We start from the raw sequence: 25451 nt of genomic DNA on the forward strand, positions 1-25451 counted from the left end.
GTTCCGCCGTCCATCGAGACTATTTCGCTTCGCCGGTCGCGCCCGCCGATGCGATCCATGGCCGGCATCAACGTCATTCATGCCTGGCCTCGCCACAATAATCCCTTGATCGTAGGCAAATTCCCCGGCATCCGCCAGCATCACGCCACAGACGGTGACAAATGCGCGTTTCGCTGGCAAATTCGTAATCGGGACGTGAATCAGGCAAACCAGGAGAACAACATGGCATTTCTTGCCAAGGGTAGGATTTTAGCAGCCGCGGTGGTGGCGGTGCTGGGGCTGGCAACGGGCGCGCAAGCGGCGGCCAGTTGCGGCAAGACCGGCGCCGGCTTCGACGCCTGGAAGCAGGATTTCGCCGCTGAGGCCAAATCCGACGGTGTCGGGTCCAGGGGCCTGGCCGCTCTGGCCGGCGCGACCTACGCAACGAGGACGATCTCCGCCGACCGCGCCATCCACAAGGCTTTCAGCGGCTCGGTGGATGATTTCATGAAACGCCGTGGCGGGTCGGCGATCATTTCCAGGGGCCGTTCGCTTAAGAAGTCGAACGCGGCGCTGTTCAGCCAGATCGAAGCCAACTACGGCGTGTCGCCGGGCGTGCTGCTCGCCATCTGGGGGATGGAAACCGGCTTCGGTGCCTCGATGGGCAACCAGAACACGGTCTCCGCCATTTTGACGCTCGCCTATGATTGCCGCCGCCCCGACTATTTCCACCCGCACGCCATCGCGGCCCTGAAGCTGGTTGACCGCGGAGCGTTGACTTCCTCGTCGGTCGGCGCCATGCATGGCGAGATCGGCCACACGCAGTTCCTGCCCGGAAATGTCTTGAAGTATGCGGTCGGCAGCGGAAACCTGCGCGACAAGGCCACCGCTTTGGCCTCCACCGCCAACTTCCTCAAGGGTCATGGCTGGCGGGCCGGCGCCAGCGCGCAGTCGAATATGGGCGCGATCGCCGGCTGGAATTCCGCAAGCGTCTATCAGCAGGCCATCGCCCGCATCGCCACCGCGATCGACGCGGACTGATCGAACCGTACGGCATTGAACGAAGAACCCGGCCTCCGCGCCGGGTTTTCATTTCACGTCGAGCGCATAGGAGCAGCCGGCCAGCGTCTTGCCGGGATGGGACTCGACCGTCGAGACATTGAGCGTGATGCGCGTGGCAAGACTCACGCCGCCGGCGTCCTCGGTGCTTTCGGTCACGACCTTCTCGCCAAGGAATTTATCCGGTGTCGAGACCATCGCCGGGACGTCGATCTGGCGGGCGAGGTCCGGCGCGGCGATGCCATCAAGCACCGCCATCGGCCCTGTCGCGGTAAAGACGATCGTTCCGGTCTCGCGCCCGAAGACATGGACCGGGGCGGGCAAGTCATATTGGCGCAGGAACGGATTGACTGACGGAACCTCTTTCCAGCTCAGCGCCTTCGCGGCGCCGGGTTCGCCGGCTAGCCAGAAGGCAAGGCCGTTGTAGCTGGGCACGTCGGCCCGGCACTCGATGAGTGCGGCAAGGTCGAGCGAGGCGGGGTCATGGTCGTTGGCTTTGGCAACAGCCAAGCTTGCCAGGACAGCCAATGCGGGCAGGAAAGCGATTCCAGGAATGGCCGAGCGCCTGGGCACATCACTCTCAATAATGCGCGTAGCCGCTCGCCGGGCATTTCTGGGAAGCGGGAACCTGAAAAGTGCCGTCAATGCCGCTGCAGTTACGGAAGTTAGGCGACCGCGGCGCCTGGGATTGCGTGGGCGCAGTTGCCTTCGCCTTGCCCTTGAGGACCATCCAGATCTCGGTCGGCTGGTCGAGCTGCAGCCTGTTTATGTCGGAATAGCTGATGCGGCCGCTGCGTATCCCATCGGCAATGCGCTGGCAGAACAAAGCGGGCATGCGCTCCTGCGAGACGCCCATGAACAAAGCCATGTCATGCTTGAACGTAAGGTCCAATGTGCGGGCTGAGGCAATACATTCGTTCATATCCACCTTCGGGTCACGCTTGGCGCCTGCGTGTGAGGCCTGGCACACCGACAAGACGACGACCGCGCCAAGCAGAAGAGAAATGCTATTTTTCACTGTCAAAACCCCAAAACCCGCAAATTAACTTAAATGAAGCCGCCAAAAGGTCAAACAGGAACCGACTACAGGCAGCTTCATTTTGTCTATATTAGCGGTTGCAAATAGAAACCCGGCGTCTCCGCCGGGTTTCTTGAATGTTGATTGACAAAGCGTCAGGTCGCTGTCTGGACATCAGCCCTTGCGGTTGCGCGCGGCGAGCGTCCGCAGCCTCAGCGCATTGAGGCGGATGAAGCCGGCGGCGTCCTTCTGGTCGTAGGCGCCACGGTCGTCCTCGAAGGTGACCAGCGCGTCGGAATAGAGCGTCTTCCCTGACTTGCGGCCGGTGACCATGACATTGCCCTTGTAGAGCTTCAGCCGCACCGTGCCTTCGACGTCTTCCTGGCTCTTGTCGATCATCGCCTGCAGCATCAGGCGCTCGGGCGAGAACCAGAAGCCGTTGTAGATGAGCTCGGCGTAGCGCGGCATGAACTCGTCCTTGAGGTGCGCGGCACCGCGGTCGAGCGTGATCGATTCGATGGCGCGATGAGCCACGATCAGGATGGCACCGCCGGGCGTTTCATACACGCCCCGCGATTTCATGCCGACGAAACGGTTCTCGACCAGGTCGAGCCGGCCGATGCCATTGTCGCGGCCGAGATCGTTGAGGGCGCCCAGCATGGTGGCCGGCGACAGCTTTTTGCCATTGAGCGCGACCGGATCGCCCTTCAGGAACTCGATCTCAATCTCGGTAACGGCGTCCGGCGCGTCCATCGGCGACACGGTGCGCTGGTGGACGAATTCCGGCGGCTCGCTCCACGGGTCTTCCAGCACCTTGCCTTCGGAAGAGGAGTGCAGGAGGTTGGCGTCGACCGAGAACGGTGCGTCGCCCTTCTTGTCCTTCGGCACCGGGATCTGGTGCTGTTCGGCGAAGTTCATCAGGTCGGTGCGCGACTTGAACGACCAGTCGCGCCACGGCGCGATGACCTTGATGTCGGGGTTGAGCGCGTAAGCCGAAAGCTCGAAACGCACCTGGTCGTTGCCCTTGCCGGTGGAGCCATGCGCGATGGCGTCGGCACCGGTCTCGCGGGCGATCTCGACCAGGTGCTTGGAGATCAGCGGCCGCGCGATCGACGTGCCCAGCAGATAGGTGCCTTCATAGACGGTGTTGGCGCGGAACATCGGGAAGACGAAGTCGGATACGAATTCCTCGCGCACGTCGACGACGCGGATATCCTTGATGCCCATCATCTCGGCCTTGCGGCGCGCCGGCTCCAACTCGCCGCCCTGGCCGAGATCGGCGGTGAAGGTGACGACTTCGGCGCCGAGTTCGGTCTGCAGCCATTTCAGGATGATGGATGTGTCGAGGCCGCCGGAATAGGCGAGCACGACCTTCTTGACGTCTTTGATCTTGGACATTTGGCAGTTCCGCGACAGGAGTTCTCGGCGCGCGAGGTATCACGCCGCTTCCAGGCTGCGCAAGAGATGAACACGAGACAGGTGGATGACACCACGATCGAGCAGAGCTGGATCGGCACTCTTGCCGTTCGGCCGCTGGCAAGAAGGGGCGGCATCCTCTATAGCCTGATGTCCCCAAGCCAAAGGGCCTACCATGTCCTTCATTCCCGACATCACCACGCTGATCCAGTTCGCCATCGCCACCGTGATCCTGGCGATCACGCCGGGCCCTGACATGACGCTGTTCGTCTCGCGCACGCTGAGCCAGGGGCGGGCCATCGGCTTTGCCTCGATGGCCGGCGCGCTGTGCGGCACGCTGATCCACACCACGCTGGTGGTGGTCGGCATCTCGGCGCTGATCGTCGCCTCGCCGATGGCTTTCTTCGTGCTGAAGATCTTTGGCGCCGGCTATCTCGTCTTCCTGGCCTGGCAGGCGATCGCCAAGGGCTCGGCCTTTTCGCCGGAAAAGAAGACGGGCCCGCAGATTTCGCTGCTGCGCAGCTGGGCGGCGGGGCTCGGTGTCAACCTGCTCAATCCGAAGATCATCCTGTTCTTCATGACCTTCCTGCCGCAATTCGTCTCCGCGCACGATCCGAACGCGCCCGGGAAGCTGTTCTTCCTCGGCTCCATGTTCATCGTGCTGTCGATCCCGGTAACGGTACCGATGGTGCTGGCGGCGGAAAAATTCTCGGCGGCGATGAAGGCCAGCCCGCGCGTGACGCGGGTGGTCGACTATCTCTTTGCCGGCGTGTTCTCGGCCTTCGCGCTCAAGATCCTGACGGCCCAGGCGAAGTAGGCGCTTTCTCGTCCTTCCACCAGCTTCCTGCCCAGCGCCCGGCGCTGAGCCAGTAGAAGATGCCGCCGACCATGCCGCCGCCAATGACGGCCATGATGGCGCTGGTCTCGGTGACCGCGAAAGGGGAATCGCGGACATTGTCGACGAGGCCGAGGAAAACCCCCGCCACTAGCGCGCCCGCCAGTGCGTAGAACAGCCAGTCGCGCCGGCCGAGGATTTCGGCAATCAGGATGACGAGCGCGGCCGGCATGAAGCCGAAATAGGCGACGAACAGGGCGACGAAAGGAATTGAAAAATAGAGCGATGCCGTCGCCGCCGGATGGGCTTGCGCCGGCCCGTAGCCGAGCGAGGCCAGGAACAGGATGTTGAGGAAGGCGCTCGCCGCCAGCGAGGCGACGGCGTAGCCGAATAGGATGATGGCGAAGCGCACGATATAGGCGACGAGACGGTTCATCGGGGACCACGGCCCGCGGGATGACCGGACTTGTGTCCGGCCAGACGCCAGTAGACCCAGCCGGCGGCAACGCCGGCCGCGGCCAGAAAACCGAGGAAGCCCGGATTGAAAACGAAGCCGCCGGCAGAGCCTGGGACAAAGACACCGAAGGCGATCGACGTGATCGCACCCGTGACGGCGAAGTAGAACCATCCTCGCAGCGCCAGCCGCTCGGCGAGGACGATCGCCGGGCCGACGATCAGCAGCGCGCAGATCGCCACGGTCAACACGGCGAGTGGGAACGAGGCCAGCCAGTCAAATGTGAAAATGATCGACCAGTTGCCATCCTCGATCCCCGCCAGAAGAACGATCAGCAACACCGGCACCAGGATCGAGGTCAGCACGGCGGCGATATAGCCGATTGCTATTATGGCGAGGCGCTTCATCCAGGCAAGCGAGCGGCTCACACCTCGCCGTGCCCCGCGATCATCATGGCTTCCAGCGCCAGCCGGTCGACCTTGCGCATACGTTCTGATTCCGACTTCAGCTGGCCGCAGGCGGCCAGGATGTCGCGGCCGCGCGGCGTGCGGATCGGCGAGGCATAGCCGGCATTGTTGATATAGTCGGCGAATTTCTCGATCGTCTCCCAATCCGAGCACTGGTAGTTGGTGCCGGGCCACGGGTTGAACGGGATCAAATTGATCTTGGCCGGAATGCCCTTGAGCAGCTTGATCAGGCCCTTGGCGTCCTCGATGGAATCGTTGACGTCCTTCAGCATCACATATTCGAAGGTGATGCGCCTGGCGTTGGAGAGGCCGGGATAGGCGCGGCAGGCGGCGATCAGCTCCTTCAGCGGATACTTCTTGTTGATCGGCACCAGGAGGTCGCGCAGATCGTCATTGGTGGCATGCAGCGAGATCGCCAGCATGACGCCGATCTCCTCACCGGTGCGGAAAATCTCGGGCACGACGCCGGAGGTCGACAGCGTGATACGGCGCTTCGACAGGGAAAGGCCGTCGCCGTCGGAGGCGATCAACAGCGCCTTCTTGACCGCCTCGAAATTGTAGAGCGGCTCGCCCATGCCCATCATGACGATGTTGGAGACTTTTCGGCCCTCGGCAGGCACGATGGCGCCGTCGGGCGTGTCGCGGTCGGGGAAGTCGCCGAGCCGGTCGCGCGCGGTGAGCAGCTGGGCGAGGATTTCCTCGGCCGTCAAATTGCGCACCAGCTTCTGCGTGCCGGTATGGCAAAACGAGCAGGTTAGCGTGCAGCCGACCTGCGAGGAGATGCAGAGCGTGCCGCGGCCTTCCTCGGGGATATAGACGGTTTCGATCTCCACCGGCCGGCCGGCGCCGCGCGGCGGAAAGCGGAACAGCCACTTTCGCGTGCCGTCGGCGGAAATCTGCTCCTCGACGATCTCGGGCCGGGCGACGGTGAAATGCTTGTCGAGTTCGGCGCGCAGATCCTTGGAGATGTTGAACATGCCGGCGAAGTCGGAAACGCCGCGCACATACATCCAGTGCCAGAGCTGCTGGGCGCGCATTTTCGCCTGACGCTCCGGCACGATGCCTGAAGCGACGAGGGCCTCGCCGAGTTCGGCCCGCGTCAGGCCGATCAGCGACGGTTTTTCGGCCGTCACGGCACGGCCGCGCAACGCGTCGCGGGCGCCTTCTGCAGTAAGGTCGAGTGAAAGGGTCATGGCTCTACTGATATAAACGGTTTGCGGCCGATTTCATCCATCGGCCCCATGTCAAGCGCGGCGCATAGCACAGCTTGGCGGCGGAGTCATGCTGCGGCTATCGGGCAGCTTGTCCCGCCGTCGGGCCGCGGGGGACAAGCTGCGACTGCCTTGTGCCGTTCCCCGGCGCGCGATCGATCACATATTCGTGTCGGCGTAACGGCTGGCGCGCCGTCCGCGAACCCTGAATGGGGCGACTGTGCCCCTGCACAATGGGAGTATGCGGAATGAAATCGATCAAGCTCGCCGTCATCGCCGGCCTCGCCGCTCTTTGCGCCTCGCAGGCATTCGCCGAGGACACGATGGGCACCATGACCATGATGAAAGGTGGACAAGTGACGGCGATCATGCCGGACGGGCACATGGGCACTATGATGCCGGACGCGAAGATGGGCGCCGATATGATGAAGATGGCCAAGCCGATCAAGCATTGCATGATGATAATGACCGACGCCAAGGGCAAAGCCTACATGGTCGACACGTCGACCAAGAAGGCCCAGGCCGAATGTGAAAAAATGGCCATGTGACGATCTCGCCAGCGCTTGCCCGCCGGCTCGGAGGCCGGCGGGACGGGCAGCGTCCATTTCGACTGAAGGCGACTTATGCCCTTTTTGGAGCATGTTCGCGAGCGGCCGCCCCAACGCGGCGGCCCTTTTGTCCCTCCGATCGTCAGACTCTTACTTGATCGGCATCATGCCTGTGTTAGGGCTGGGTTTTCCCCACGAGGACACACATGGCCGGCCAATCGCGAAGACATCCCATGCTGCGGCGTTCGCAGGCGATGTGGGCCACGCGCCGTGTCTGGCAGCCGCGTCTGGTGTTCTGGGCCGGTGCGATCTCGATCGGCCTGATCAGCGTGTTGTTTGCCGTGCTGGCCGACAAGGCACAGGCGCTGTTCCATGTGCTGATCGGTGATGATGGCGGCTGGCGCTTCTATCTGCCGCTGGCGATCACACCGCTCGGCTTCGTCCTGTGCGCGTGGCTGGCGCACGCCTTCTTTCCGGGGTCGCAAGGCAGCGGCATTCCGCAGGCGATCGCCGCCCGGCACCTGCGTGACGACGACGACCGCAGCCATATCCTGTCGCTCAGGCTGGTGGCGGGTAAGATCGTGCTCACCATCGTCGGGCTGTTCTGCGGCGCTTCCATCGGCCGCGAGGGGCCGACCGTGCAGGTTGGCGCTTCGCTGATGCTGCAGGCGGCGCGTTGGGGCGGCATGGCGCAGGCGCGCGGCCTGATCCTGGCGGGATCGGCCGCCGGCATCGCCGCCGCCTTCAACACGCCGCTCGCCGGTATCGTCTTCGCCATCGAGGAGATGGGCCGCACCTATGAGGCGCGCACCAACGGGCTGGTGCTGACGGCGGTCATCCTGGCCGGCCTGGCCTCGCTCGGCGTGCTCGGCAACTACACCTATTTCGGCGTGTCCAAGGACACGATCTCGTTTGCCGTCGACTGGCCGCTGGTGATTGCCTGTGGCGTCATCGGCGGCGGCTTTGGCGCCTTGTTCTCGTTGCTGGCGCTCAAGGCGACACGCAGGATTCGGCGCTGGCACGCGCTGCAGCCGCTGTGGCGCGCCCTGCTGGTGGCGGCGGTCTGCGGACTGGCGGTGGCGGTGATCGGCATCGTCTCGGGCGGGCTGACCTTCGGTACCGGCTACGCCCAGGCGCGCAGCGCGGTCGAAGGCACGCCGCTGCCCTGGTTCTTCTTTGCCGAGAAATTCGCGGCCGGGCTGCTGTCGATGATTTCAGGAATTCCCGGCGGCATCTTCGCGCCCTCGCTAGCGGTCGGCGCCGGCATCGGCAGTTCGCTCGGCCTGGTGTTCGGCAGCAGCGCCGGCGTCGCGGCGCTGCTCGGCATGGCCGGCTATTTCGCCGGCGTCGTGCAGGCGCCGATGACGGCCTTCGTCATCATCCTCGAAATGACCGGCAATCACGACAATGTCATCGGCCTGATGCTGGCCTCGATGCTGGGCTACGGCACGGCGCGCCTGATCTCGCACGAGCCGCTCTACCACGCCCTGTCGCGGATCTTCATCGCCGAGGCGATCAGGCGGCGGCGGGCGGAGGCCGCACCGGACCCGGGCCAGGGCTGAAAAGCAAAAAGGCCGGGCGTCGCGGCCCGGCCTTTGGTTCAAAACCGAAGATAGCCTATTTGCACTTGGCGATCGAGGACAGCGCCGCCGAAATGCCCTTCAGCGAGAAGGCGTAAGATGTGGTGTTGCCGCGCCCAGATAAGCGAATTGCGGCCGATTTCATCCATCGTGCCGAAATGAAGCGCGGCGCATAGAACAGGTTGCGGTGAGAGTCATGCAGGAGCGGCTTAGAGCGTTTGCGGCAGGCGAACTTCGCTGTGTCGCCACAGTGAGAGATCGCCTTGGTTCTCGAGCCTGCCCTGCGCGGCAAGAACAGCAATTCGATCCGCAATCTCGTCCAGGGATGGTTCCGCGTTCGAAGAACGAAGCGTCGCTTCGGCGCGAGCGATGATCATTGCCGTCTTCTGCCAGCGCTCCAGGACAGCGCCGAGAATGGCCTTGTCGACTTCTTCAACAGACAAGGGATTTGCTCCTCCCGCCTATTTGCATTTGGCGATCGAGGACAGCGCCGCCGAAATGCCCTTCAGCGAGAATACATAGCTCGTGGGATTGCCGCGGCCCGACTTCGCCGAAACCTTCATGTCGGTGCCGGTCTTCATCGCCGCGATCAGCACCGGTTCCTCGGCGGCGTTCTCGACCCAGGCCGATTTTCCACGCGTGAACATCGAGAAGGTCTTCTTGTCGATGGTGACGGTGGCCTTGGAGCCTTCCTGGAAATTGTAGCCGGCGATGAACTGCGGCTCATAGGATACCTGCTGGCCGGGCCGCTGGCTGACGAAGAAGAACATGTCGCCATGGTCTAGCGTCGACGGCTGCTTGTCGGTCGGCACGGTCAGCACGTAGCAGACCTTGCCGCCCGACGCCTGGTAGCTGTAGGTGCCCCAGGCATTGTGCTGGCCGATCTTGGTCGCCTGCTGCGCCAGCGCCGGTGCTGCCGTGGCCGCCAGGATCAGGCTCGAAACTAGTGCAATCAATCCGCGCATCGCTTTTCCCGTATTCCAAATGGTGCGGAGGCGGGCCGCATGGCGTCCTGCCGTCGCTTCATTTTGATTTAATCTGGGTTACCAAACGATGAATTTCCCAAGAGAAAGGGACCTTCACCCCAGGAAACCGCCGCCATCTCCGCACCGCCGCCTTATCAGCGGCTGGCACGGCGTCCCTCTGGGGACTTGGAGGCCACGAAAAAGGCAAGAATTTGACTGTTGACCGTCGCTGAGCGCCGGCCGACGCGGCGGGATTCAGCCCTTGTCCGCGATGGCGTCCTTGGCGGCCTGCCGGTGCGCCGGCGTGATATGGGCGCTGACGGCGGTGATCGCGGCGGTCAGCACGGCGATGTCATCGGTGAAGCCCAACCCGAAGATGAAGTCGGGGATGAGGTCGACCGGCAGGACGAAATAGCCGAGCGCGGCCACCAATATGCCCTTGGCGTGCAGCGGCGTGTTCTTGTCCATGGCGCAGTAATAGGCGGCGACGACGTCTTCCATGAACGGAATCTGCCGTGCTGCCTTCTTGGCCGTGCGCCAGAACTTTTCGCGCACTTCGCCCTCGCCGCCCAGCCTGTCGCCAAAGCCAAAGAAGTCAAAACCGGATTCCTGCGCCATCAATCTCTCCTTGCGGGTCCCATGCGCATGCTGGCGCATTCCCGCCGATCAAAATGTGGTGAAAGCCGAACCCGGCTGCAAGATGCGGGCGCCGATTTGGCGGGTCGGCGCCCGCCGCGAGCATGGCCTGGCCGGTGTTCAGCCGCCGAAATAGCGGTTCATCTTCTTGGCCAGTTCGATATCGAGCGCCGTGACGCCGCCGGCGTCATGCGTGTTCAAGGTCACGTCGACCGTCTTGTAGACATTCGACCAGTCGGGATGATGGTCCATCTTCTCGGAGGCCAGCGCGACTCGGGTCATGAAGGCGAAGGCTTCGGAGAAATTGTTGAAGGTGAAGGTGCGGCCGATCGAGGCGCCGTCCTTTGCCAGCGCCCAGCCGTCAAGCGCCGTCAGCGCTGCTTCGGCGGCTTCCCTGCCCAGTTTCTCTCTCGTCATGTCCGCCTCCCGTGCTATTGCGCTGAAATCAACATAGCGCCGGATCCATGATCGCGAAGCCTATAAATTCCATTCTTTTAGTCTGCCTCGGCAACATCTGCCGGTCGCCGCTGGCGGAAGGCGTGCTTCGCGCCGTGCTTTCGGAGCGCGGATGCGGTGGCGATGTCGTGCTCGATTCGGCCGCAACCAGCGGCTGGGAGGTCGGCTCCGCTCCCGATTCGCGCTCGATTGCCATCGCGTCGCGCCACGGCATCGACATCTCGCGGCAGCGGGCGCGCAAGATCATGCCGGAGGATTTTCACCGCTTCGACCTGATCCTCGGCATGGACCGGTCCAACGTCGCCGACCTGAAGGCGCTGGCGCCGACGGCGGTGCGCGATCGCATCCACCTGTTCCTGGAATTCGCCGAGGGAAAGCCGCTCGATGTGGCCGATCCCTATTACGAGGACCGGGAAGCGTTCGCTTCGGTCTACCGCATGATCCGCGAGGCATCGGAGGCGCTGGCGACACGGCTGGCGGCGCGCGTATCGACGCCGGACAGCGGCCAGGCTTCCTCCACGACATAGGGGCCGCCACCGACCGAATCGCGCGACGACATCAAGACGAAGCGGCTGACGCGGAATGGCAGCGTCGAGAAATTGCCGCGCGCCGACAGATATTGGGCGACGTCGAGCGGGCTCGAGTTGCGCAGGCGCGCCAGCGTCACATGCGGCATGAACTTGCGCGGATCGGCGGGAATGCCGAGCCGTTGGCAAATGCGCTCGATCTCGGCCTGAAGGGCCGCCAGGTCGGGCGAGGGGGAAGCGCCGGCCCACACCGCATGCGGCTTCTTCTGGCCGAAAGCGCCGACACCCGACAGCGCCAGCGAGAAGGAAGGACGGTGCACCCGGTCGAGCGCGTTGGCGATCTCGTCGGCGACATGGCCTTCGACATCACCGATGAAGCGCAGCGTCAGATGGTAGTTTTCGACGTCGATCCAGCGGGCCCCGGGCAGGCCGCCGCGGAGCAGGGACAGCGAAAGGGCGGCATCACGCGGAATTTCGAGGGCGATGAAAAGACGCGGCATGAAGAGCCTCCCTTCCTCGAATCGAACTGTCATCCCTAGCGAATCATCGATGATCAAATGGAGCAAGTGGTTTGTTGGTCACAGGCTTTGCTAAACGTTTCCCCAAGGGAAAGCGGCTTTATCGGATCTCACGAACCTCCCGGCACCGCGGCGATGGCCTTTTCGACCGTCGGCAGGATGCGCTCGACCATCTGATCGACCCCTTTGGCGTTCGGATGCAAGCCGTCCTCGAGCTGCAAACTGGGCTGGCCGGCGACGCCGTCGAGAAAGAACGGGTAAAACGTAACGCCGTATTTCGCGGCGAGTTCCGGAAAGACGGCGTCGAAGGCGTTCTGGTAGTCGGCGCCGAGGTTGGGCGCGGCGCGCATGCCGGCCAGGAGCACGGCGATCTTGCGCTCCTCGAGCTTGCCCAGCATGGCGTCAAGGTTCTTCCGGGTGATGTCGGGCGAGACGCCACGCAGCATGTCGTTGGCGCCGAGTTCGAGGATCACAAGCCGCGTGCCGTCCGGCACCGACCAGTCGAGCCGCGCCAGGCCGCCGCTGGAGGTGTCGCCGGAGACGCCGGCATTGGCGACGGTGACGTCATGGCCCCTGGCGCGAAGGGCGGCCTGCAATTTGTCGGTAAAGCCCTCGCCCGGGCCAAGGCCGAACCCCGCCATCAGGCTGTCACCGAAGCCGACGATCTTGAATGGCTCGGCGCGCGCCGACGAAATGGCGCCGCAAATGGCGAGGAAAACGATCAGGCCTGCGGCTATCAGGCGTTTGAAAGACATGCGGCAGGCCCCATATGACAGAGAATTCTTCCGGCGGTGGCTTCCGACAGGCAGAGCCTCCCTTCCCATATAGGACGCTTTCATTTTGACAGAAGCCGTCATTGCGCTGAAAGACGTATCCCTGACGCTTGGCGAAGGGGCTTCGTCGGTCCATGTGCTGAAGGGCGTCAGCCTCGAAGTCGCGCGTGGCGAGGCGACGGGCATCGTCGGTCCGTCCGGGTCCGGCAAGTCGACATTGCTGATGGTGCTGGCAGGGCTGGAAAGAGTCGATTCGGGCACGGTACGAATCGCTGGCGAGCTGCTCAACGATAAAAGCGAGGATCAGATTGCTTCGTTTCGTGGCCGAAACATTGGCATCGTGTTCCAGTCCTTCCACCTCATCCCCAACATGACAGCGCTCGAGAACGTCGCGGTGCCGCTGGAACTGGCCGGCAACGCCGATCCGTTTTCGGTGGCGGAGCGGGAACTGGCGGCCGTGGGCCTCAGCGACCGCGTCACCCATTATCCCGGGGAACTCTCGGGTGGCGAGCAGCAGCGCGTGGCGATCGCCCGTGCGCTGGCACCGTCGCCGCGCATCCTTATCGCCGACGAGCCGACCGGCAATCTCGACCAGGCGACGGGGCGGCAGGTCGCCGACCTCCTGTTCGCCAAGGCCGCCGAGCGCGGCATGACGCTGGTGCTGGTCACTCATGATCCGGCGCTCGCGGCGCGCTGCTCGCGCCAGGTTTCGATGCGCTCCGGGCGGATCGAAGCGCCGGCGCCGACCAAGGTCACCGCCTGATGCCGCTGGCGCGGACCTTGAAGCTTGCCATCCGCTTCTCGCTGCGCGAGATGCGTGGCGGTCTGTCCGGGTTCCTCATCTTCCTCGCCTGCATCGCGCTCGGTGTGGCGGCCATCGGCGGCGTCAATTCGGTGGCCCGCTCCATCACCGCCGGTGTCGCCGATCAGGGCCAGACGCTGCTCGGCGGCGATCTTCGCTTCCAGATCAACCAGCGCGCCGCCAGCCAGGCCGAACGTGGCTTTCTCGATGGGCTGGGCATCGTTTCGCATACCGCCGGCATGCGCTCGATGGCGCGTCTGGCCGACGGATCCGACCAGGCGCTGGTCGAGGCCAAGGCGGTCGACGATGCCTATCCGCTCTATGGCGCGCTGGAAACCGAACCGGCGCTGTCGAAGCAGGAACTGTTCGGCGGGCAGTTCGGCGTTTTCGGCGCCGCGGCACCCGACCTCTTGTTCGAACGGCTGCATCTCAAGATCGGCGACCGGCTGAAGCTCGGCACCGCCATCTTCGAACTGCGCGCCAGGCTGGTGACCGAGCCCGACGCGGTCTCCGACGGGTTCGGCTTCGCGCCAAGGCTGATGATCTCGACCGAGGCCCTGGCCGCCACCGGGCTGGTCCAGCCGGGCAGCCTGGTCGAGAACGCCTACAAGGTCCGGCTGCCCGCCGGTGCCGACGAGGCGAGGCTCAAGGCCATCCAGGACCAGGCGGCCAAGGATTTTCCGGAGGCCGGCTGGTCGGTCCGCACGCGCAGCAATGCCGCGCCGGCACTGTCTTCCAACATCGAACGCTTCTCGCAGTTCCTGACGCTGGTCGGGCTCACCGCGCTGGTGGTCGGCGGCGTCGGCGTCGCCAATGCGGTGCGTGCCTATCTCGACGGCAAACGCGGCGTCATCGCCACCTTCAAGAGCCTGGGCGCGTCCGGCGGCTTCGTCTTTGCCGTCTACCTCGTGCAGATCCTGATCATCGCCCTGCTCGGCATAGGCGCTGGCCTGGTGCTGGGCGCGCTGATGCCCTTTGTCGCAAGTGCCGCCCTGCAATCCGTCATTCCGGTGCCGGCGCAAGGTGGCTTCTATCCCGGCGCGCTGGCCATGGCGGCACTGTTCGGCCTGCTGGTGACGCTCGCCTTCGCGCTGCTGCCGCTCGGCCGCGCCCGTGACGTGCCGGCAACCGCGCTGTTCCGCGAGATGGGGCTGGAAGGCCGCGGCCTGCCGCGCCCCGTCTATGTCGTTTGCGCGCTCGGCATCGCGCTTTTCCTGGCGGCGCTGGCGATCCTGTTTTCGGGCGACCAGCGCATCGCCTCGATCTTCGTCGGCGCCACGATTTTTGCTTTCCTGGTGCTGCGTCTCGTCGGTGGACTGGTGCAATGGGCAGCCAGGAAGAGCCCGCGCGTGCGCTTTGTCGCGCTGAGGCTCGCCATCGGCAACATCCACCGGCCCGGTGCGCTGACGCCGTCGGTGGTGCTGTCGCTGGGGCTTGGACTGACTCTCCTGGTGACACTGGCGCTGATCGACGGGAATCTCAGGCGCCAGATCTCCGGCAACCTGCCGGAGCGGGCGCCGAACTTCTTCTTCGTCGACATCCAGGGCAGCGAAGTCGATGCCTTCTCCTCGCTGATCGCAAAGGAGGCGCCGCGGGGAACGTTGGCCAAGGTGCCGATGCTGCGGGGCCGGGTGATGGCGCTCAACGGCGTCGATGTCGACAAGGTCAATGTGCCGGCCGAGGGCGCCTGGGTGCTGAAGGGAGATCGCGGTCTGACCTATGACGCCAGGCAGCCGGAAAACGCGACGCTGACCGAGGGCAACTGGTGGCCGGACAATTATGGCGGCGAGCCGCTGGTTTCGTTTTCCGACAAGGAAGGCAAGGAAATCGGGCTGAAGCTCGGCGACACCATCACTGTCAACGTGCTCGGCCGCAATGTCACGGCCCGGATCGCCAATTTCCGCCAGGTCGAATGGGAGACGATGGGCATCAATTTCGTCATGGTGTTCTCGCCCAACACGTTCGCGGGGGCCCCGCATGGCTGGATAGCGACGCTCACCGAAAAGAACGCCTCGACGGCCGACGATGCGCGCGTCCTCAATGCCGTCACCCGCGCTTTTCCAGCCGTGACGACGGTGCGGGTCAAGGATGCGCTCGACATTGTCAACCGGCTGGTCGGTCAGCTCGGCACGGCGATCCGGGCGGCGGCCGGCGTGGCGCTGATCGCCTCGGTTCTGGTGCTTGCCGGCGCGCTTGCCGCCGGCAATCGGGCGCGCATCCATGACGCGGTGGTGCTGAAGACGCTGGGCGCGACGCGCACGACGCTGATATCGGCCTTCTCGCTGGAATACATGCTGATCGGGCTCGCCACCGCGATCTTCGCGCTCGCCGCCGGCAGCGCCGCCGCCTGGTTCGTCGTCGCGCGCATCATGGCCTTGCCGTCGCATTTCATGCCGGAGGTGGCGGTCGCCACGATTGCCTTTTCGCTGGTGATCACGGTCGGCATCGGCCTTGCCGGCACCTGGCGGGTGCTCGGCCACAAGGCGGCACCCGTGCTGCGAAACCTCTGATTCGCCGGCCGGCGCCGCCTGCTCCAGGTTAAATCTTGGTAAGAATGCCATCCAAAACAGCCGGCGAAGCGGCATTTTGGCCTGTCACGAACCGTTACACCCGGTTACGGTCTTGTTCTCGACGCGAATAACCATCATATTTCAGCACAGGCATGCTGGAGTCCCGCCAGCGGCGCCTGGGTCCGCAAGAGGCCCGACACCGGACGGGGCAGAAGCAACAGAGGATTTCCAATGGCTGATCCCATTCGCAATTACCAGACGTCGGCGGTGCCCGGCGTCCGCGCCGACATCGACCAGGGTCTGCGCGCGTACATGATCAAGGTCTACAATCTGATGGGGCTTGGCCTGCTCATCACCGGCCTTGCCGCCGTGGGCACGATCATGCTGGCCACCACCACCGACCCGGCCTCGGCCGTCGCGACGCTGCCGAGCGGCGAGATGCTGACCTCGTTCGGCTACGCGATCTTCGGTTCGCCGCTGCGCTGGGTTGTCATACTGGCGCCGCTGGCCGCAGTGTTCTTCCTGTCGTTCAGGATCCAGTCGATGAGCGTTGCCGCCGCGCAGACGACCTTCTGGGTCTATGCCGGTCTTGTCGGCCTGTCGCTGTCGTCGATCTTCCTGGTCTACACCACCGCCAGCGTCTCGCAGACCTTCTTCGCCACCGCCGCCGCCTTCGGCGCGTTGTCGCTGTTCGGCTACACGACCAAGCGCGACCTGACGGCGATGGGCTCGTTCCTGATCATGGGCGTGTTCGGCATCATCATCGCCATGGTGATCAACATCTTCCTGCATTCGTCGGCGCTCTCCTTCGCCATCTCGGCGATCGGCGTGCTGGTCTTCGCCGGCCTCACCGCCTATGACACGCAGAAGATCAAGGAGATGTATTTCGATGGCGACGCCTCCGACGTCGCCGGCCGCAAGGCGATCATGGGGGCGCTGAGGCTCTATCTCGACTTCATCAACCTGTTCATGTTCCTGCTGCAGTTCATGGGCGACCGCCGCTAAGCGGTATTGGACCATCAACTCTCGGAAGGGCGGCCCAATGGCCGCCCTTTTCTTTTGCGCGGGCCTCTGCTGTTGTTGAGGGCACATGAGAGGTTTGCATAGAGAATGAGCAATATCGTGATCAGGTCGGCAACCCCGGCCGACCTCGACATCATCACGGAAATCTACGCCGACGCGGTCACCAACGGCACGGCGAGCTATGAGCTGGAGCCGCCCAGCCGCACCGAGATGGGTACGCGATTCGCCACGCTCGCGGCCGGCGGCTTTCCCTATCTGGTGGCCGAGAAGGACGGCGCCGTGCTCGGCTATGCCTATGCCGGCCCCTTCCGGCCGCGCCCGGCCTATCGCTTCATCGTCGAGGATTCGGTCTATGTCGCGCCCGATGCCAAGGGCCAGGGCGTCGGCCTCGAGCTGATGCGGAGCCTGGTCGCGGCGGTCGAGGTGGCGGGCTTTCGCCAGATCGTCGCGGTGATCGGCGACGGCCACGCCGACAGCGCCTCGGTCAGGCTGCATGAGAAGCTCGGCTTCCGCCATTCCGGCCGCCTCGAAGGCTCCGGCTACAAGCACGGCCGCTGGCTGGACACGGTGTTCATGCAGCTATCGCTGAACGGCGGGGCATCGGTCCTACCCGATCCGGACTCGTTGCCCGAGCGGAAATTCCGGAAGGGAATTGAAGAAGTGAAGAGGGAATTGAAGAATTGAGGAACTGAAGAACGAAAGAAAAAGGGCGCTTACGCCAGGCGCCGAGTGTCTTTTTCCTCAATTCCTCAATTCCTCAATTCCCCAATCCCCGGCTCAAACCTGAACCAGCATCAGCTTGCTGTCGAAGACGCCAAGCACGCGGCCAAGCTCCTGGCCGCGTTTGAGGATGCGCCCGCCCGCGGCGATGACGGCGAAGGCGCCCTGTTTGCGCGCCAGTTTCGGATCCTTGACGATCTGGAACAGCGGCACTTCGCTGGCGCGGCGAAAGACGGAAAAGACAGCGCGGTCGGTGAGATGGTCGATGGCGTAGTCGCGCCATTCATTGGCGGCGACCATGCGTCCGTAGAGCCTCAGGATCTGGTCCAGTTCACGCCGGTCGAAGCGGACCGGCTGGTCGAGGCGTCGTGCCTCGTGTAGCGGGATCAATATTGCGGATGCGTCACCATCCCCCATCCCGCCGCCGTCATCAGTCATGCCTCGATCCCTCAAAATGAATCTTTGCCAACCAAAGTTGGCCTCTTCGCACCGCAATTGCAAGAGCCGGCGAAGCGAAGCCGGCGGGCCGTTTTCCGTAGCGTCCAGTCACGTTTGTGAAACGCATGTTGGAATTGGTGATGCTTCGCCACATTTCTGCCTTTTTTTATCCGCGCTCCTGCCCCAATGTCCGACGAATTTACCGGCGTTGCCTGAGACGGTTCGGTCCGGCACCGGCTCGTAAACCCCAAGCCCCCCGCCCACGGGTCTGCGTCGGATCGAACCAACCTCGGCCTTTTCCTCGGAAAAGCCAGGTGTGCGACGATCCCAAAACCTAAATGACCGACGTCAGAAGCAAGCTGACGTCGGTTTTTTCGTTTTTGGACCCTTTTGCCCGGATTACAGCATGTCCCGGCGAATAGGATTCGCCCGACCTGCTGTAAGCTTCCAATTTTATGCATGTCGTGTCCCGGAACCGAGGATACTTCAGGGCGGCATGCATCAAGGCGACCGCTGGAACTCGGCGTAGAGACCGAAGCAGCCAGCCCCGACATCCGCTATTCAATTCCGTCGACCGTGCTTGCCATTTGCCGTTTCACTTAATAGGGTGTTAAGTGAAACGGAGACGGCAATGCCACGCGCATCGGACTCCACGGCAAAACAATTGACTGGTGGGGCGGCCGCGCCAGATGGCGTCGGCGTCGGCCCTCGCATCAAGGCGTTGCGGACGGCGCGGCGCGTCTCGCTGCGCCAGCTCGCGGACATGACCGGTACGACGGCGAGCTTCATCAGCCAGCTCGAGCGCAATCTGTGCGGCGCCAACACAGGCACGCTGCTCAAGATCGCCGCCGCTCTCGACCTCGGCATCAACGATCTGTTCGAGGACAATGCCCGCCCCCTGCACAAGGTGCTGAGGCGCGAGGAACGGCCGGTCCTGCCGGTCGGCGTGCAAGGCCGCAAGATGCTCCTGTCGCGGCGGCCGATCCACCAGTTCGAGGTCTATGCCGGCCATTTCGAGGTGGGCGGCTCGACCGGCGACGAGGCCTACGTCCACAGCGGCGAGCATGAAATGTTCATGGTGCTCAAGGGCACCGTCGAACTGACACTCGCCGACGAGCGCCATGTAATGCGCGAAGGCGACAGCGTCGAATACGCGACCTCGGTGCCGCACCGCACGGTCAATGTCGGCGACACGCCGGCGGAGGTGCTGTGGATCATCGCCCCGCCAACCGCCGGCGCGTTCGAACTCGATCAATACAGGCCCGGAAACCGCTCGCATCCGGGTGAATGAAAACAAATGCGAGTGCTGCAATGGGAGAGTTGATCATGAGACTGAGATTTGGACATGCGGCGTGCGTCGCCGTGCTTCTGGCGGCCACCGCCGCGCTCGCGCAATCCAAGCCGGTGGCGGGAGAGGTGGCTGAAGGCTCGCTGAAGGGCAAGACGCTGACCTTCGTGTCCTATGGCGGAATCTACCAGGACGGCCAGGCGGCCGCGCTCAAGGAGTTCGTCGACAAGTCCGGCGTCAAGCTGCTCAATGACGGCCCGACGGAGATCGCCAAACTGCAGGCGCAGGTCGAGTCCGGCAATGTCACCTGGGACGTCGTCGATACCGACGATCTGCCGCCCTATGTCTATTGCGGCAAGCTGTTCCAGAAGCTCGATCTGACCAAGCTCGACGTCTCGAAAATCCCGGAAGGTCAAGTCGGCGAATGCTCGGTGCCGGCGATGAACTACGGTGTCGTGCTGATGTACAACAAGGAGAAGTACGGGGATAATCCGCCAAAGAGCTGGGCCGACTTCTTCGATACCCAAAAATTCCCAGGCGTGCGCGGGATCGACGGCTCCGGCAGCCCGACCGGCGGCCTGCTGGAACAGGCTTTCAAGGTTGCCGGCGGCGACCCGAAGACGATGACGGTGGCCGATATCGACAAGGCCATCGATGTGGTCCGCAAGCTCGGCCCCGACACGATCTTCTGGAAGACCGGCGCCGAATCGCAGCAACTCGCCGAATCCGGCGAGGCCGACATGCTGATGATGTGGACGGGCCGCGCGATGACGGCGGTCAAGAACGGCGCCAAATACGCGCCAGCCTGGCAGGACTGGCTCGTGGTGATGGACCAGATGACGATTCCCGTCGGCGTCAAGGATACGGATGCATCCTACGCGCTGCTCAATGCCTATCTCGGCAAGCATGCCCAGGAGATATTGGCGGAGAAGACCTCCTACACGCCGATCAACAACGACGCGCGGCCCAAGGTCGACGCTTCCGTCGCCGCCTACCTGACCAATACGCCTGAGCGCCAGAAGCAGGGCTACAAACAGAACTTCAAGTTCTGGGTCCCGAACTTCGCGGTGGCGCAAGAGAAATGGTCGGCGCTGATGGCCGGCAACTGACCGGCTGACGGGACACAGACCCGTGAGCGCGTCCGATCCAACCATTACCGCTGTCGAAAGGCGCTGGGCATGGCGGCCGTACGCGCTCGCGCTGCCGGCGCTGGTCCTGCTCCTGGCGGTGATCGGCTATCCGCTGCTCACCATCGTCCTGCGCAGCCTGTCGGAGCCGGACTGGGGCCTGCAGAACTATATCTGGTTCTTCAGCGCGCCCATCAACCTCACCGTGCTCCAGCGGACCTACGTCATCTCGGCGTGGGTCACGCTGGTGTGCGTGATCTCAGCCTACCCTTACGCCTATCTGATGACCGCGGTCGGGCCGCGTGTGCGGCTGGTGCTGATGCTATGTGTGCTGATCCCGTTTTGGGTGAGCGGCGTGGTGCGCACCCTGTCGTGGGTGATCCTGTTGCAGGATTCAGGGGTCATCAACTCGATCCTGCGATCGCTCGGGCTCAGTGGCGTCAGGCTGATCCGTACCCAGACGGGCGTGGTCATCGGCATGGCGCAGGTTCTTTTGCCCTTCATGATCCTGCCGCTCTATTCGGTCATGAAAGGCATCGATCTCAGACTGATGCGTGCGGCGCAAAGTCTTGGCGCGCGACCATCCCGCGCCTTCTTCACCATCTACCTGCCGCTGTCGCTGCCGGGCGTCTATGCCGGGGCGATCATCGTCTTCATCCTGGCGCTCGGCTTCTACATCACACCGGCTTTGCTCGGCGGACCGCGCTCGACCATGCTGTCCACCCTGGTGCAGACACAGGTGCTCAGCCTGCTGCAATGGGGCAGGGGCGGCGCGATGGGCGTGGTGCTGCTGGTCACGACCTTCGTGCTCTTGGCGCTCGCCGCGCCGGTGATGCGATCCAGGTACCGGGACGCGGGGCGGCAGTGATGGAGATGAAGCCTCTCACCCGCGTCATCCTGGGCCTGGTCTGCCTGCTGGTGGCCATATGGCTGGTGGCGCCGACGCTGGTCGTGGTGCCGATGTCGTTCAACGAGAACAAGTCGCTGGCGTTTCCGCCGCAGGGCTTCTCCTGGCAGTGGTACCAGAATTTCGTCACCAACCCGGATTGGTCGAACAGCTTCCTCAATTCGCTGAAGGTCGCCTCGATCGTCGCGGTGCTGGCGACGGTGCTCGGCACGCTCGCCGCCTTCGGCCTCGACCGCATGAAAGCGCGGCCGGCAAACCTGCTGCGCATGCTGATGCTGACGCCGATGGTGGTGCCGGGCGTGGTATTGGCGATCGGCATCTACGCGGTCTATCTCGACACGCGTCTTGTTGGCACGCTGCTCGGCTTCGTGCTCGCCCACACGATCCTTGCGCTGCCCTTCGTGCTGATTGCCGTCTCGGCCAATCTCGAAGTGTTCGACAGGCGCCTCGAAGCAGCCGCGGCGAGCCTGGGCGCGAGCGCGCTCACCACGTTCCGTACGGTGACGCTGCCGCTGATAGCGCCCGGCGTGCTGTCGGGCCTGTTGTTCGCCTTCGCCACCTCCTTCGACGAGATTGTCGTGTCGCTGTTCATCACCAATCCCTACCTCAAGACATTGCCGGTGCAGATCTACGCTTCCATCACGCGCGACGCCGACCCGACGGTAGCGGCCGTCGGCACGATCCTGTTGTTTGCCACCACGATCCTGATCGGCGGCGGCATGCTTCTTCTTGGCCGCGAGCGGAAAGGACGCCAATGAATCGGGGACAAGAGAGCAGGGGCGCGGCGATCGACCTCGACTCGATCAGCAAGGCCTATGGCAACTTCAAGGCGCTGGACGGCGTGTCGCTGCACATCAAGGCCGGCGAGTTCATGACGCTGCTCGGGCCGAGCGGCTCCGGCAAGACGACGACGCTCAACGTCGTCGCCGGCTTCACCGAGGCCAGTTCCGGCGCGCTGGAAGTGGGCGGCAAGAGCGTCGTCGGCGTGCCGGCGCACAAGCGCAACATCGGCGTGGTGTTCCAGCATTACGCGCTGTTTCCGCACATGACGGTGAGCCGCAACGTCGCCTATCCGCTCGCCCTGCGCGGTGTGGCCGGCACCGAGCGCGAACGCCGCGTCCGCCAGGCGCTCGACATGGTCAAGATGGCGGATTTCGGCCACCGCTTTCCCAGCGAGCTTTCGGGCGGCCAGCAGCAGCGCGTGGCGCTGGCGCGCGCCATCGTCTTCGATCCGCCTCTGCTATTGATGGACGAGCCGCTCGGCGCGCTCGACAAGAAGCTGCGCGAATGGCTGCAGCTCGAAATCAAGCGCATCCACCGCGAACTCGGCACCACCTTCGTCTATGTGACGCACGACCAGGAAGAGGCGCTGGTGCTGTCGGACCGCATCGCCGTGTTCAACCGGGGCCGCATCGAACAGATCGGCACCGGGCGCGAGCTGTATGACGAGCCGGCGACGCTGTTCGTCGGCAAGTTCATCGGCGATTCCACCGTGCTGCGCGGGGCGGCCGCCACCTCCGGCGGAGAGACGGCGATCGACATAGCGGGCCAGAAGGTAGCGACAGCCAAGCGTCTCGCCAATGGCGGCAGGCCGGTCATGCTGCTGCGGCCCGAAAAGCTGGTACTCGCCCGCCGTGGTGCCGACGGCGATGGCCGCAACCGGCTCACCGGGCGTATCGGCGAAGCCATTTACCTCGGCTCCGGCTCCAAATACGAGGTCGATCTGGCCGACGGCTCGAAAGCCATCGTGCGCTCGACGCTGGAAGCAGACAATTTTGCCATCGGAGACGAGGTCGAGGTGCTGTTCGCCGGCGCCGACGTCAAGCTGCTCGCCGACGACGACAAGGCCGATCTGACGCTTAGCTGAAACCCTTTGTTTTAACGCAACTCCGGACGGAAAACCGCCTTTCCCGGAATTGCCTTTCGAAAGCAGTCCGCAATGCAAGCCAAGCACAATGGCGACGTGTCGTTCTGGTATGCCGATATCGGCGGCACCCCCGCTTATCGGCCGCCCTTGCCCGGCGACATCGAGGCCGATGTCTGCATCGTCGGCGCCGGCTACACCGGCCTGTGGACCGCCTATTATTTGAAGAAGGCGCAACCTGCGCTGCGCATCGTCATCGTCGAGAAGGAGTTCGCCGGCTTCGGCGCCTCGGGCCGCAATGGCGGCTGGCTGTCGGGCGGTTTCAGCTGGTCGCGCGAGAAATACGCAAAAACCTCGTCGCGCGGCGCCGTGATCGACATGCAGCGCGCCATGTTCGGTACGGTCGACGAGGTGATCGCGGTGACGGAGGCCGAGGGCATCGATGCCGATATCCGCCGCGTCGACAACATCACCGTCGCCACCAATGCCGCGCAGTTGCAGCGCGCCAGAGCCGAATACGAGGAGCTGCTGGGCTGGGAGATGCCGCCGGAGCGGCTGGCCTTCCTCGACGCGCGGGAGGCGCGCCAGCGCATCGCCATCGACAAGGTGCTGGGCGCCTTCGTCGTGCGCAACGTCGCGCGTGTACAGCCGGCCAAGCTGGTCCAGGGCCTGGCGGCCGCAGTCGCGCGGCTCGGCGTGCCGATCTACGAGCAGACGCAGGTGCTGGCGATCGAGAAGGGCAAGGTCACCACCACCAGAGGCATCGTGCGGGCACAAAAGATCGTTCGCGCCACCGAAGGGTTCACGGCTGGCATTCCCGGCTACGGGCGTCTCTGGCTGCCGCTGAACAGCGCCATCGTGGTGACCGAGAAGCTGCCGCAAAAGCTCTGGGACGCGATCGGCTGGAACGGTTACGAGGTGCTGGGCGATGCCGCCCACACCTATTGCTATGCACAGCGCACGCGCGAAGGCCGCATCGCCATGGGCGGGCGCGGCGTGCCCTACCGCTTCGGCTCGCGCACCGATGTGCGCGGCCAGACCCAGCAGGCGACCATCGATCAGTTGCATGAGGTGCTGACCAGGCTGTTGCCGCAGACCAAAGGCATGCGCCTCGACCATGCCTGGTGCGGCACGCTCGGCGTGCCGCGCGACTGGTGCACGACTTCGGGCTTCGACCGTGAGAGCGGCATCGGCTGGGCCGGCGGCTATGTCGGGCTCGGGGTTTCCAGTTCCAACCTGTCGGGCCGCACCTTGCGCGACCTGGTGCTCGGCCACGATACCGAACTGACCCGGCTGCCCTGGGTCAACCGCACGGTCAAGAAATGGGAGCCTGAACCGCTGCGTTGGCTCGGCGTCCACACCATGTACCAGCTCTATCGCATCGCCGACCGGCGTGAAGCAAACGGCTTGGGCCGGACCTCACGTCTTGCCGCCTTTGCCGATCGCCTGACCGGACACTGAAAGCATTCGAGGGAGATGTGTAACGGTTTCCGTCTGGATCGCGCCGAACCGCGTGACGTTACAGCTGGCGCTCCAGGGAGGTCTCGGATCCGGGCCTGTGGATGAAAGCCGCGCCCAGGATCGGGCCCGGGAGGCCATCCTTGCCGACCGACTGCAAAAGCACGGCGCAGCCGGCCTTCTTGGTGATCTCGCTCAGCGGCAATTCGTAGCGCTGCGCCTTGCCGTGCCACATGCCGGCGGTCTGGATCCCGGTGACCGCGTTCCAATAGGTCATCTTGCGGCCGGAATTCTCGCCCTGGCCGATCTTGACCGTCTGCGGCGCGTCGAAATAGACGATGACGACATGGGCGTCGTTCGGGCCGGTGCCGGCATCGCCGGTGTCGATGATCACGCGGTCGCCGGTGCGGCTGATCTTGATGGGCACACGCATGCCTTCGCCGGCACGAGCCATGCGGGCAAGCGCGCCGTCGACCTCGCCGCGATTGGCGCCGTTGACATGCATCCGGCCGTTCAGGACGGCTTGCGGCGTATAGACGGAACGGCTGCTGAAATAGCGCATATAGTCATATTGCCGCTCGGTGTTTTCCTTGCGGCTCAGCGTGTCCTTCCAGCCGAGATAGTCCCAGTAATCGACGTGATAGGCGAGCGCGACAAGGTCTTGCCTGGTGGCGAGTTCGGCGAAGAACGCGTCCGCCGGCGGGCAGGAACTGCAGCCTTGGCTGGTGAACAGTTCGACCACGCCGAGCGGCCGGTCGGGCTTTTCGGCCTGGGCCCTTTCGGGCTCGCTGGCATGGCCAGCACCGGCAAAAGCCGAGAAGGCCAGCGTGAAGGCTGCCAGCCACAATGATCGTCGCGAGGCCATGACCATT

The 25451-nt window shown here is 64.1% G+C and carries 29 protein-coding genes; 15 read left to right on the forward strand and 14 right to left on the reverse strand.

Annotated elements, in window-relative coordinates; all coding sequences use genetic code 11:
• Positions 1–222: 222 nt before the first annotated feature.
• Entirely contained in the window at positions 223–1020 is a 798-nt protein-coding gene (locus tag LB536_RS16690; protein WP_140764800.1) for a lytic transglycosylase domain-containing protein, read from the forward strand.
• A 48-nt stretch (positions 1021–1068) separates the two neighbouring features.
• Here LB536_RS16690 and LB536_RS16695 read toward each other — a convergent pair whose 3' ends face one another.
• From LB536_RS16695 to LB536_RS16705, 3 genes are all read right to left on the reverse strand, one after another.
• Positions 1069–1557 (reverse strand): hypothetical protein, encoded by a 489-nt coding sequence (locus tag LB536_RS16695; protein ID WP_224594872.1) that lies wholly within the window; start codon positions 1555–1557, stop codon positions 1069–1071.
• A 61-nt stretch (positions 1558–1618) separates the two neighbouring features.
• Positions 1619–1960: a hypothetical protein gene (locus LB536_RS16700; protein WP_224594523.1), complete on the reverse strand. Its 342-nt coding sequence runs from the start codon at positions 1958–1960 to the stop codon at positions 1619–1621.
• Between the two features lie 270 nt (positions 1961–2230).
• Positions 2231–3454: an argininosuccinate synthase gene (locus LB536_RS16705; protein ID WP_224594527.1), complete on the reverse strand. Its 1224-nt coding sequence runs from the start codon at positions 3452–3454 to the stop codon at positions 2231–2233.
• A gap of 193 nt (positions 3455–3647) precedes the next feature.
• Here LB536_RS16705 and LB536_RS16710 point away from each other — a divergent pair, with 193 nt between their 5' ends.
• Positions 3648–4289 (forward strand): LysE family translocator, encoded by a 642-nt coding sequence (locus tag LB536_RS16710; RefSeq protein WP_224594529.1) that lies wholly within the window; start codon positions 3648–3650, stop codon positions 4287–4289.
• Here LB536_RS16710 and LB536_RS16715 read toward each other — a convergent pair.
• From LB536_RS16715 to rlmN, 3 genes are read right to left on the reverse strand one after another with little or no spacing between them, the layout of a single operon-like run.
• On the reverse strand, positions 4261–4743 hold the full coding sequence (locus tag LB536_RS16715; protein ID WP_224594534.1) for a hypothetical protein: 483 nt from the start codon (positions 4741–4743) through the stop codon (positions 4261–4263). The two genes, LB536_RS16710 and LB536_RS16715, sit on opposite strands and share 29 nt — an antisense overlap.
• Positions 4740–5189 carry a hypothetical protein gene (locus LB536_RS16720; RefSeq protein WP_224594537.1) on the reverse strand — a complete coding sequence of 150 codons (450 nt, stop codon included), beginning with the start codon at positions 5187–5189 and terminating at the stop codon, positions 4740–4742. Before LB536_RS16720 ends, LB536_RS16715 begins: the two co-directional genes overlap by 4 nt.
• Positions 5186–6421, reverse strand: a complete 1236-nt coding sequence (gene rlmN, locus LB536_RS16725) for a 23S rRNA (adenine(2503)-C(2))-methyltransferase RlmN (protein ID WP_140764783.1) — start codon at positions 6419–6421, stop codon at positions 5186–5188. Before rlmN ends, LB536_RS16720 begins: the two co-directional genes overlap by 4 nt.
• A 266-nt stretch (positions 6422–6687) precedes the next feature.
• Between rlmN and LB536_RS16730 the strand changes: the two genes are divergently transcribed.
• A complete protein-coding gene (locus LB536_RS16730) occupies positions 6688–6987 on the forward strand; it encodes a hypothetical protein (RefSeq protein WP_140764780.1) in 300 nt (99 codons plus the stop codon).
• Positions 6988–7193: 206 nt separating this feature from the next.
• Positions 7194–8549 (forward strand): chloride channel protein, encoded by a 1356-nt coding sequence (locus LB536_RS16735; protein ID WP_224594540.1) that lies wholly within the window; start codon positions 7194–7196, stop codon positions 8547–8549.
• Positions 8550–8776: 227 nt separating this feature from the next.
• On the opposite strand, the gene LB536_RS16740 is transcribed toward LB536_RS16735, so the two are convergent.
• The 4 genes from LB536_RS16740 to LB536_RS16755 form a co-directional block, all read right to left on the reverse strand.
• Positions 8777–9010, reverse strand: a complete 234-nt coding sequence (locus LB536_RS16740; protein ID WP_224594543.1) for a DUF3658 domain-containing protein — start codon at positions 9008–9010, stop codon at positions 8777–8779.
• Positions 9011–9028: 18 nt separating this feature from the next.
• On the reverse strand, positions 9029–9532 hold the full coding sequence (locus tag LB536_RS16745) for an invasion associated locus B family protein (protein ID WP_224594546.1): 504 nt from the start codon (positions 9530–9532) through the stop codon (positions 9029–9031).
• 255 nt (positions 9533–9787) lie between these two features.
• Positions 9788–10150: a YkvA family protein gene (locus LB536_RS16750; protein ID WP_224594549.1), complete on the reverse strand. Its 363-nt coding sequence runs from the start codon at positions 10148–10150 to the stop codon at positions 9788–9790.
• Positions 10151–10288: 138 nt separating this feature from the next.
• Positions 10289–10585 (reverse strand): 4a-hydroxytetrahydrobiopterin dehydratase, encoded by a 297-nt coding sequence (locus LB536_RS16755; RefSeq protein WP_224594552.1) that lies wholly within the window; start codon positions 10583–10585, stop codon positions 10289–10291.
• Positions 10586–10632: 47 nt separating this feature from the next.
• On the opposite strand from LB536_RS16755, the gene LB536_RS16760 reads away from it, so the two are divergent.
• Positions 10633–11151, forward strand: a complete 519-nt coding sequence (locus tag LB536_RS16760) for a low molecular weight protein-tyrosine-phosphatase (protein WP_224594555.1) — start codon at positions 10633–10635, stop codon at positions 11149–11151.
• Here the strand turns inward: LB536_RS16760 and thpR are convergent.
• Together thpR and LB536_RS16770 are read right to left on the reverse strand one after the other, a co-directional pair.
• Positions 11055–11651: an RNA 2',3'-cyclic phosphodiesterase gene (gene thpR, locus LB536_RS16765; protein WP_140763954.1), complete on the reverse strand. Its 597-nt coding sequence runs from the start codon at positions 11649–11651 to the stop codon at positions 11055–11057. The two genes, LB536_RS16760 and thpR, sit on opposite strands and share 97 nt — an antisense overlap.
• A gap of 128 nt (positions 11652–11779) precedes the next feature.
• Positions 11780–12424 (reverse strand): arylesterase, encoded by a 645-nt coding sequence (locus tag LB536_RS16770; RefSeq protein ID WP_140763957.1) that lies wholly within the window; start codon positions 12422–12424, stop codon positions 11780–11782.
• 85 nt (positions 12425–12509) lie between these two features.
• On the opposite strand from LB536_RS16770, the gene LB536_RS16775 reads away from it, so the two are divergent.
• From LB536_RS16775 to LB536_RS16790, 4 genes are all read left to right on the forward strand, one after another.
• Positions 12510–13205 (forward strand): ABC transporter ATP-binding protein, encoded by a 696-nt coding sequence (locus LB536_RS16775; protein ID WP_224594558.1) that lies wholly within the window; start codon positions 12510–12512, stop codon positions 13203–13205.
• A complete protein-coding gene (locus LB536_RS16780; protein ID WP_224594561.1) occupies positions 13205–15754 on the forward strand; it encodes an ABC transporter permease in 2550 nt (849 codons plus the stop codon). Before LB536_RS16775 ends, LB536_RS16780 begins: the two co-directional genes overlap by 1 nt.
• 231 nt (positions 15755–15985) lie before the next feature.
• Positions 15986–16759: a Bax inhibitor-1/YccA family protein gene (locus tag LB536_RS16785; RefSeq protein ID WP_140763966.1), complete on the forward strand. Its 774-nt coding sequence runs from the start codon at positions 15986–15988 to the stop codon at positions 16757–16759.
• A 105-nt stretch (positions 16760–16864) separates the two neighbouring features.
• Complete coding sequence (locus LB536_RS16790; RefSeq protein WP_224594562.1) at positions 16865–17461, forward strand: GNAT family N-acetyltransferase; 597 nt, start codon at positions 16865–16867, stop codon at positions 17459–17461.
• A gap of 93 nt (positions 17462–17554) precedes the next feature.
• On the opposite strand, the gene LB536_RS16795 is transcribed toward LB536_RS16790, so the two are convergent.
• Positions 17555–17935 carry a DUF2794 domain-containing protein gene (locus LB536_RS16795; protein ID WP_140763972.1) on the reverse strand — a complete coding sequence of 127 codons (381 nt, stop codon included), beginning with the start codon at positions 17933–17935 and terminating at the stop codon, positions 17555–17557.
• Between the two features lie 631 nt (positions 17936–18566).
• Between LB536_RS16795 and LB536_RS16800 the strand changes: the two genes are divergently transcribed.
• The 6 genes from LB536_RS16800 (at position 18567) to LB536_RS16825 (ending at position 24582) form a co-directional block, all read left to right on the forward strand.
• Positions 18567–19226, forward strand: coding sequence for a helix-turn-helix domain-containing protein (locus tag LB536_RS16800; RefSeq protein WP_224594565.1), 660 nt, complete (start codon positions 18567–18569; stop codon positions 19224–19226).
• Between the two features lie 35 nt (positions 19227–19261).
• Positions 19262–20332 (forward strand): extracellular solute-binding protein, encoded by a 1071-nt coding sequence (locus tag LB536_RS16805; protein ID WP_181183095.1) that lies wholly within the window; start codon positions 19262–19264, stop codon positions 20330–20332.
• A gap of 22 nt (positions 20333–20354) precedes the next feature.
• On the forward strand, positions 20355–21218 hold the full coding sequence (locus LB536_RS16810) for an ABC transporter permease (protein ID WP_224594567.1): 864 nt from the start codon (positions 20355–20357) through the stop codon (positions 21216–21218).
• Positions 21218–22015, forward strand: coding sequence for an ABC transporter permease (locus LB536_RS16815; protein ID WP_224594569.1), 798 nt, complete (start codon positions 21218–21220; stop codon positions 22013–22015). Before LB536_RS16810 ends, LB536_RS16815 begins: the two co-directional genes overlap by 1 nt.
• On the forward strand, positions 22012–23124 hold the full coding sequence (locus tag LB536_RS16820) for an ABC transporter ATP-binding protein (protein ID WP_224594574.1): 1113 nt from the start codon (positions 22012–22014) through the stop codon (positions 23122–23124). Before LB536_RS16815 ends, LB536_RS16820 begins: the two co-directional genes overlap by 4 nt.
• 72 nt (positions 23125–23196) lie before the next feature.
• Positions 23197–24582: an NAD(P)/FAD-dependent oxidoreductase gene (locus LB536_RS16825; protein WP_224594577.1), complete on the forward strand. Its 1386-nt coding sequence runs from the start codon at positions 23197–23199 to the stop codon at positions 24580–24582.
• A 58-nt stretch (positions 24583–24640) separates the two neighbouring features.
• On the opposite strand, the gene LB536_RS16830 is transcribed toward LB536_RS16825, so the two are convergent.
• Complete coding sequence (locus LB536_RS16830) at positions 24641–25450, reverse strand: DUF1223 domain-containing protein (protein ID WP_224594579.1); 810 nt, start codon at positions 25448–25450, stop codon at positions 24641–24643.
• Between the last annotated feature and the right edge of the window lies 1 nt (position 25451).

Source organism: Mesorhizobium sp. ES1-3 (assembly GCF_020164795.1).
Classification (GTDB): domain Bacteria; phylum Pseudomonadota; class Alphaproteobacteria; order Rhizobiales; family Rhizobiaceae; genus Mesorhizobium.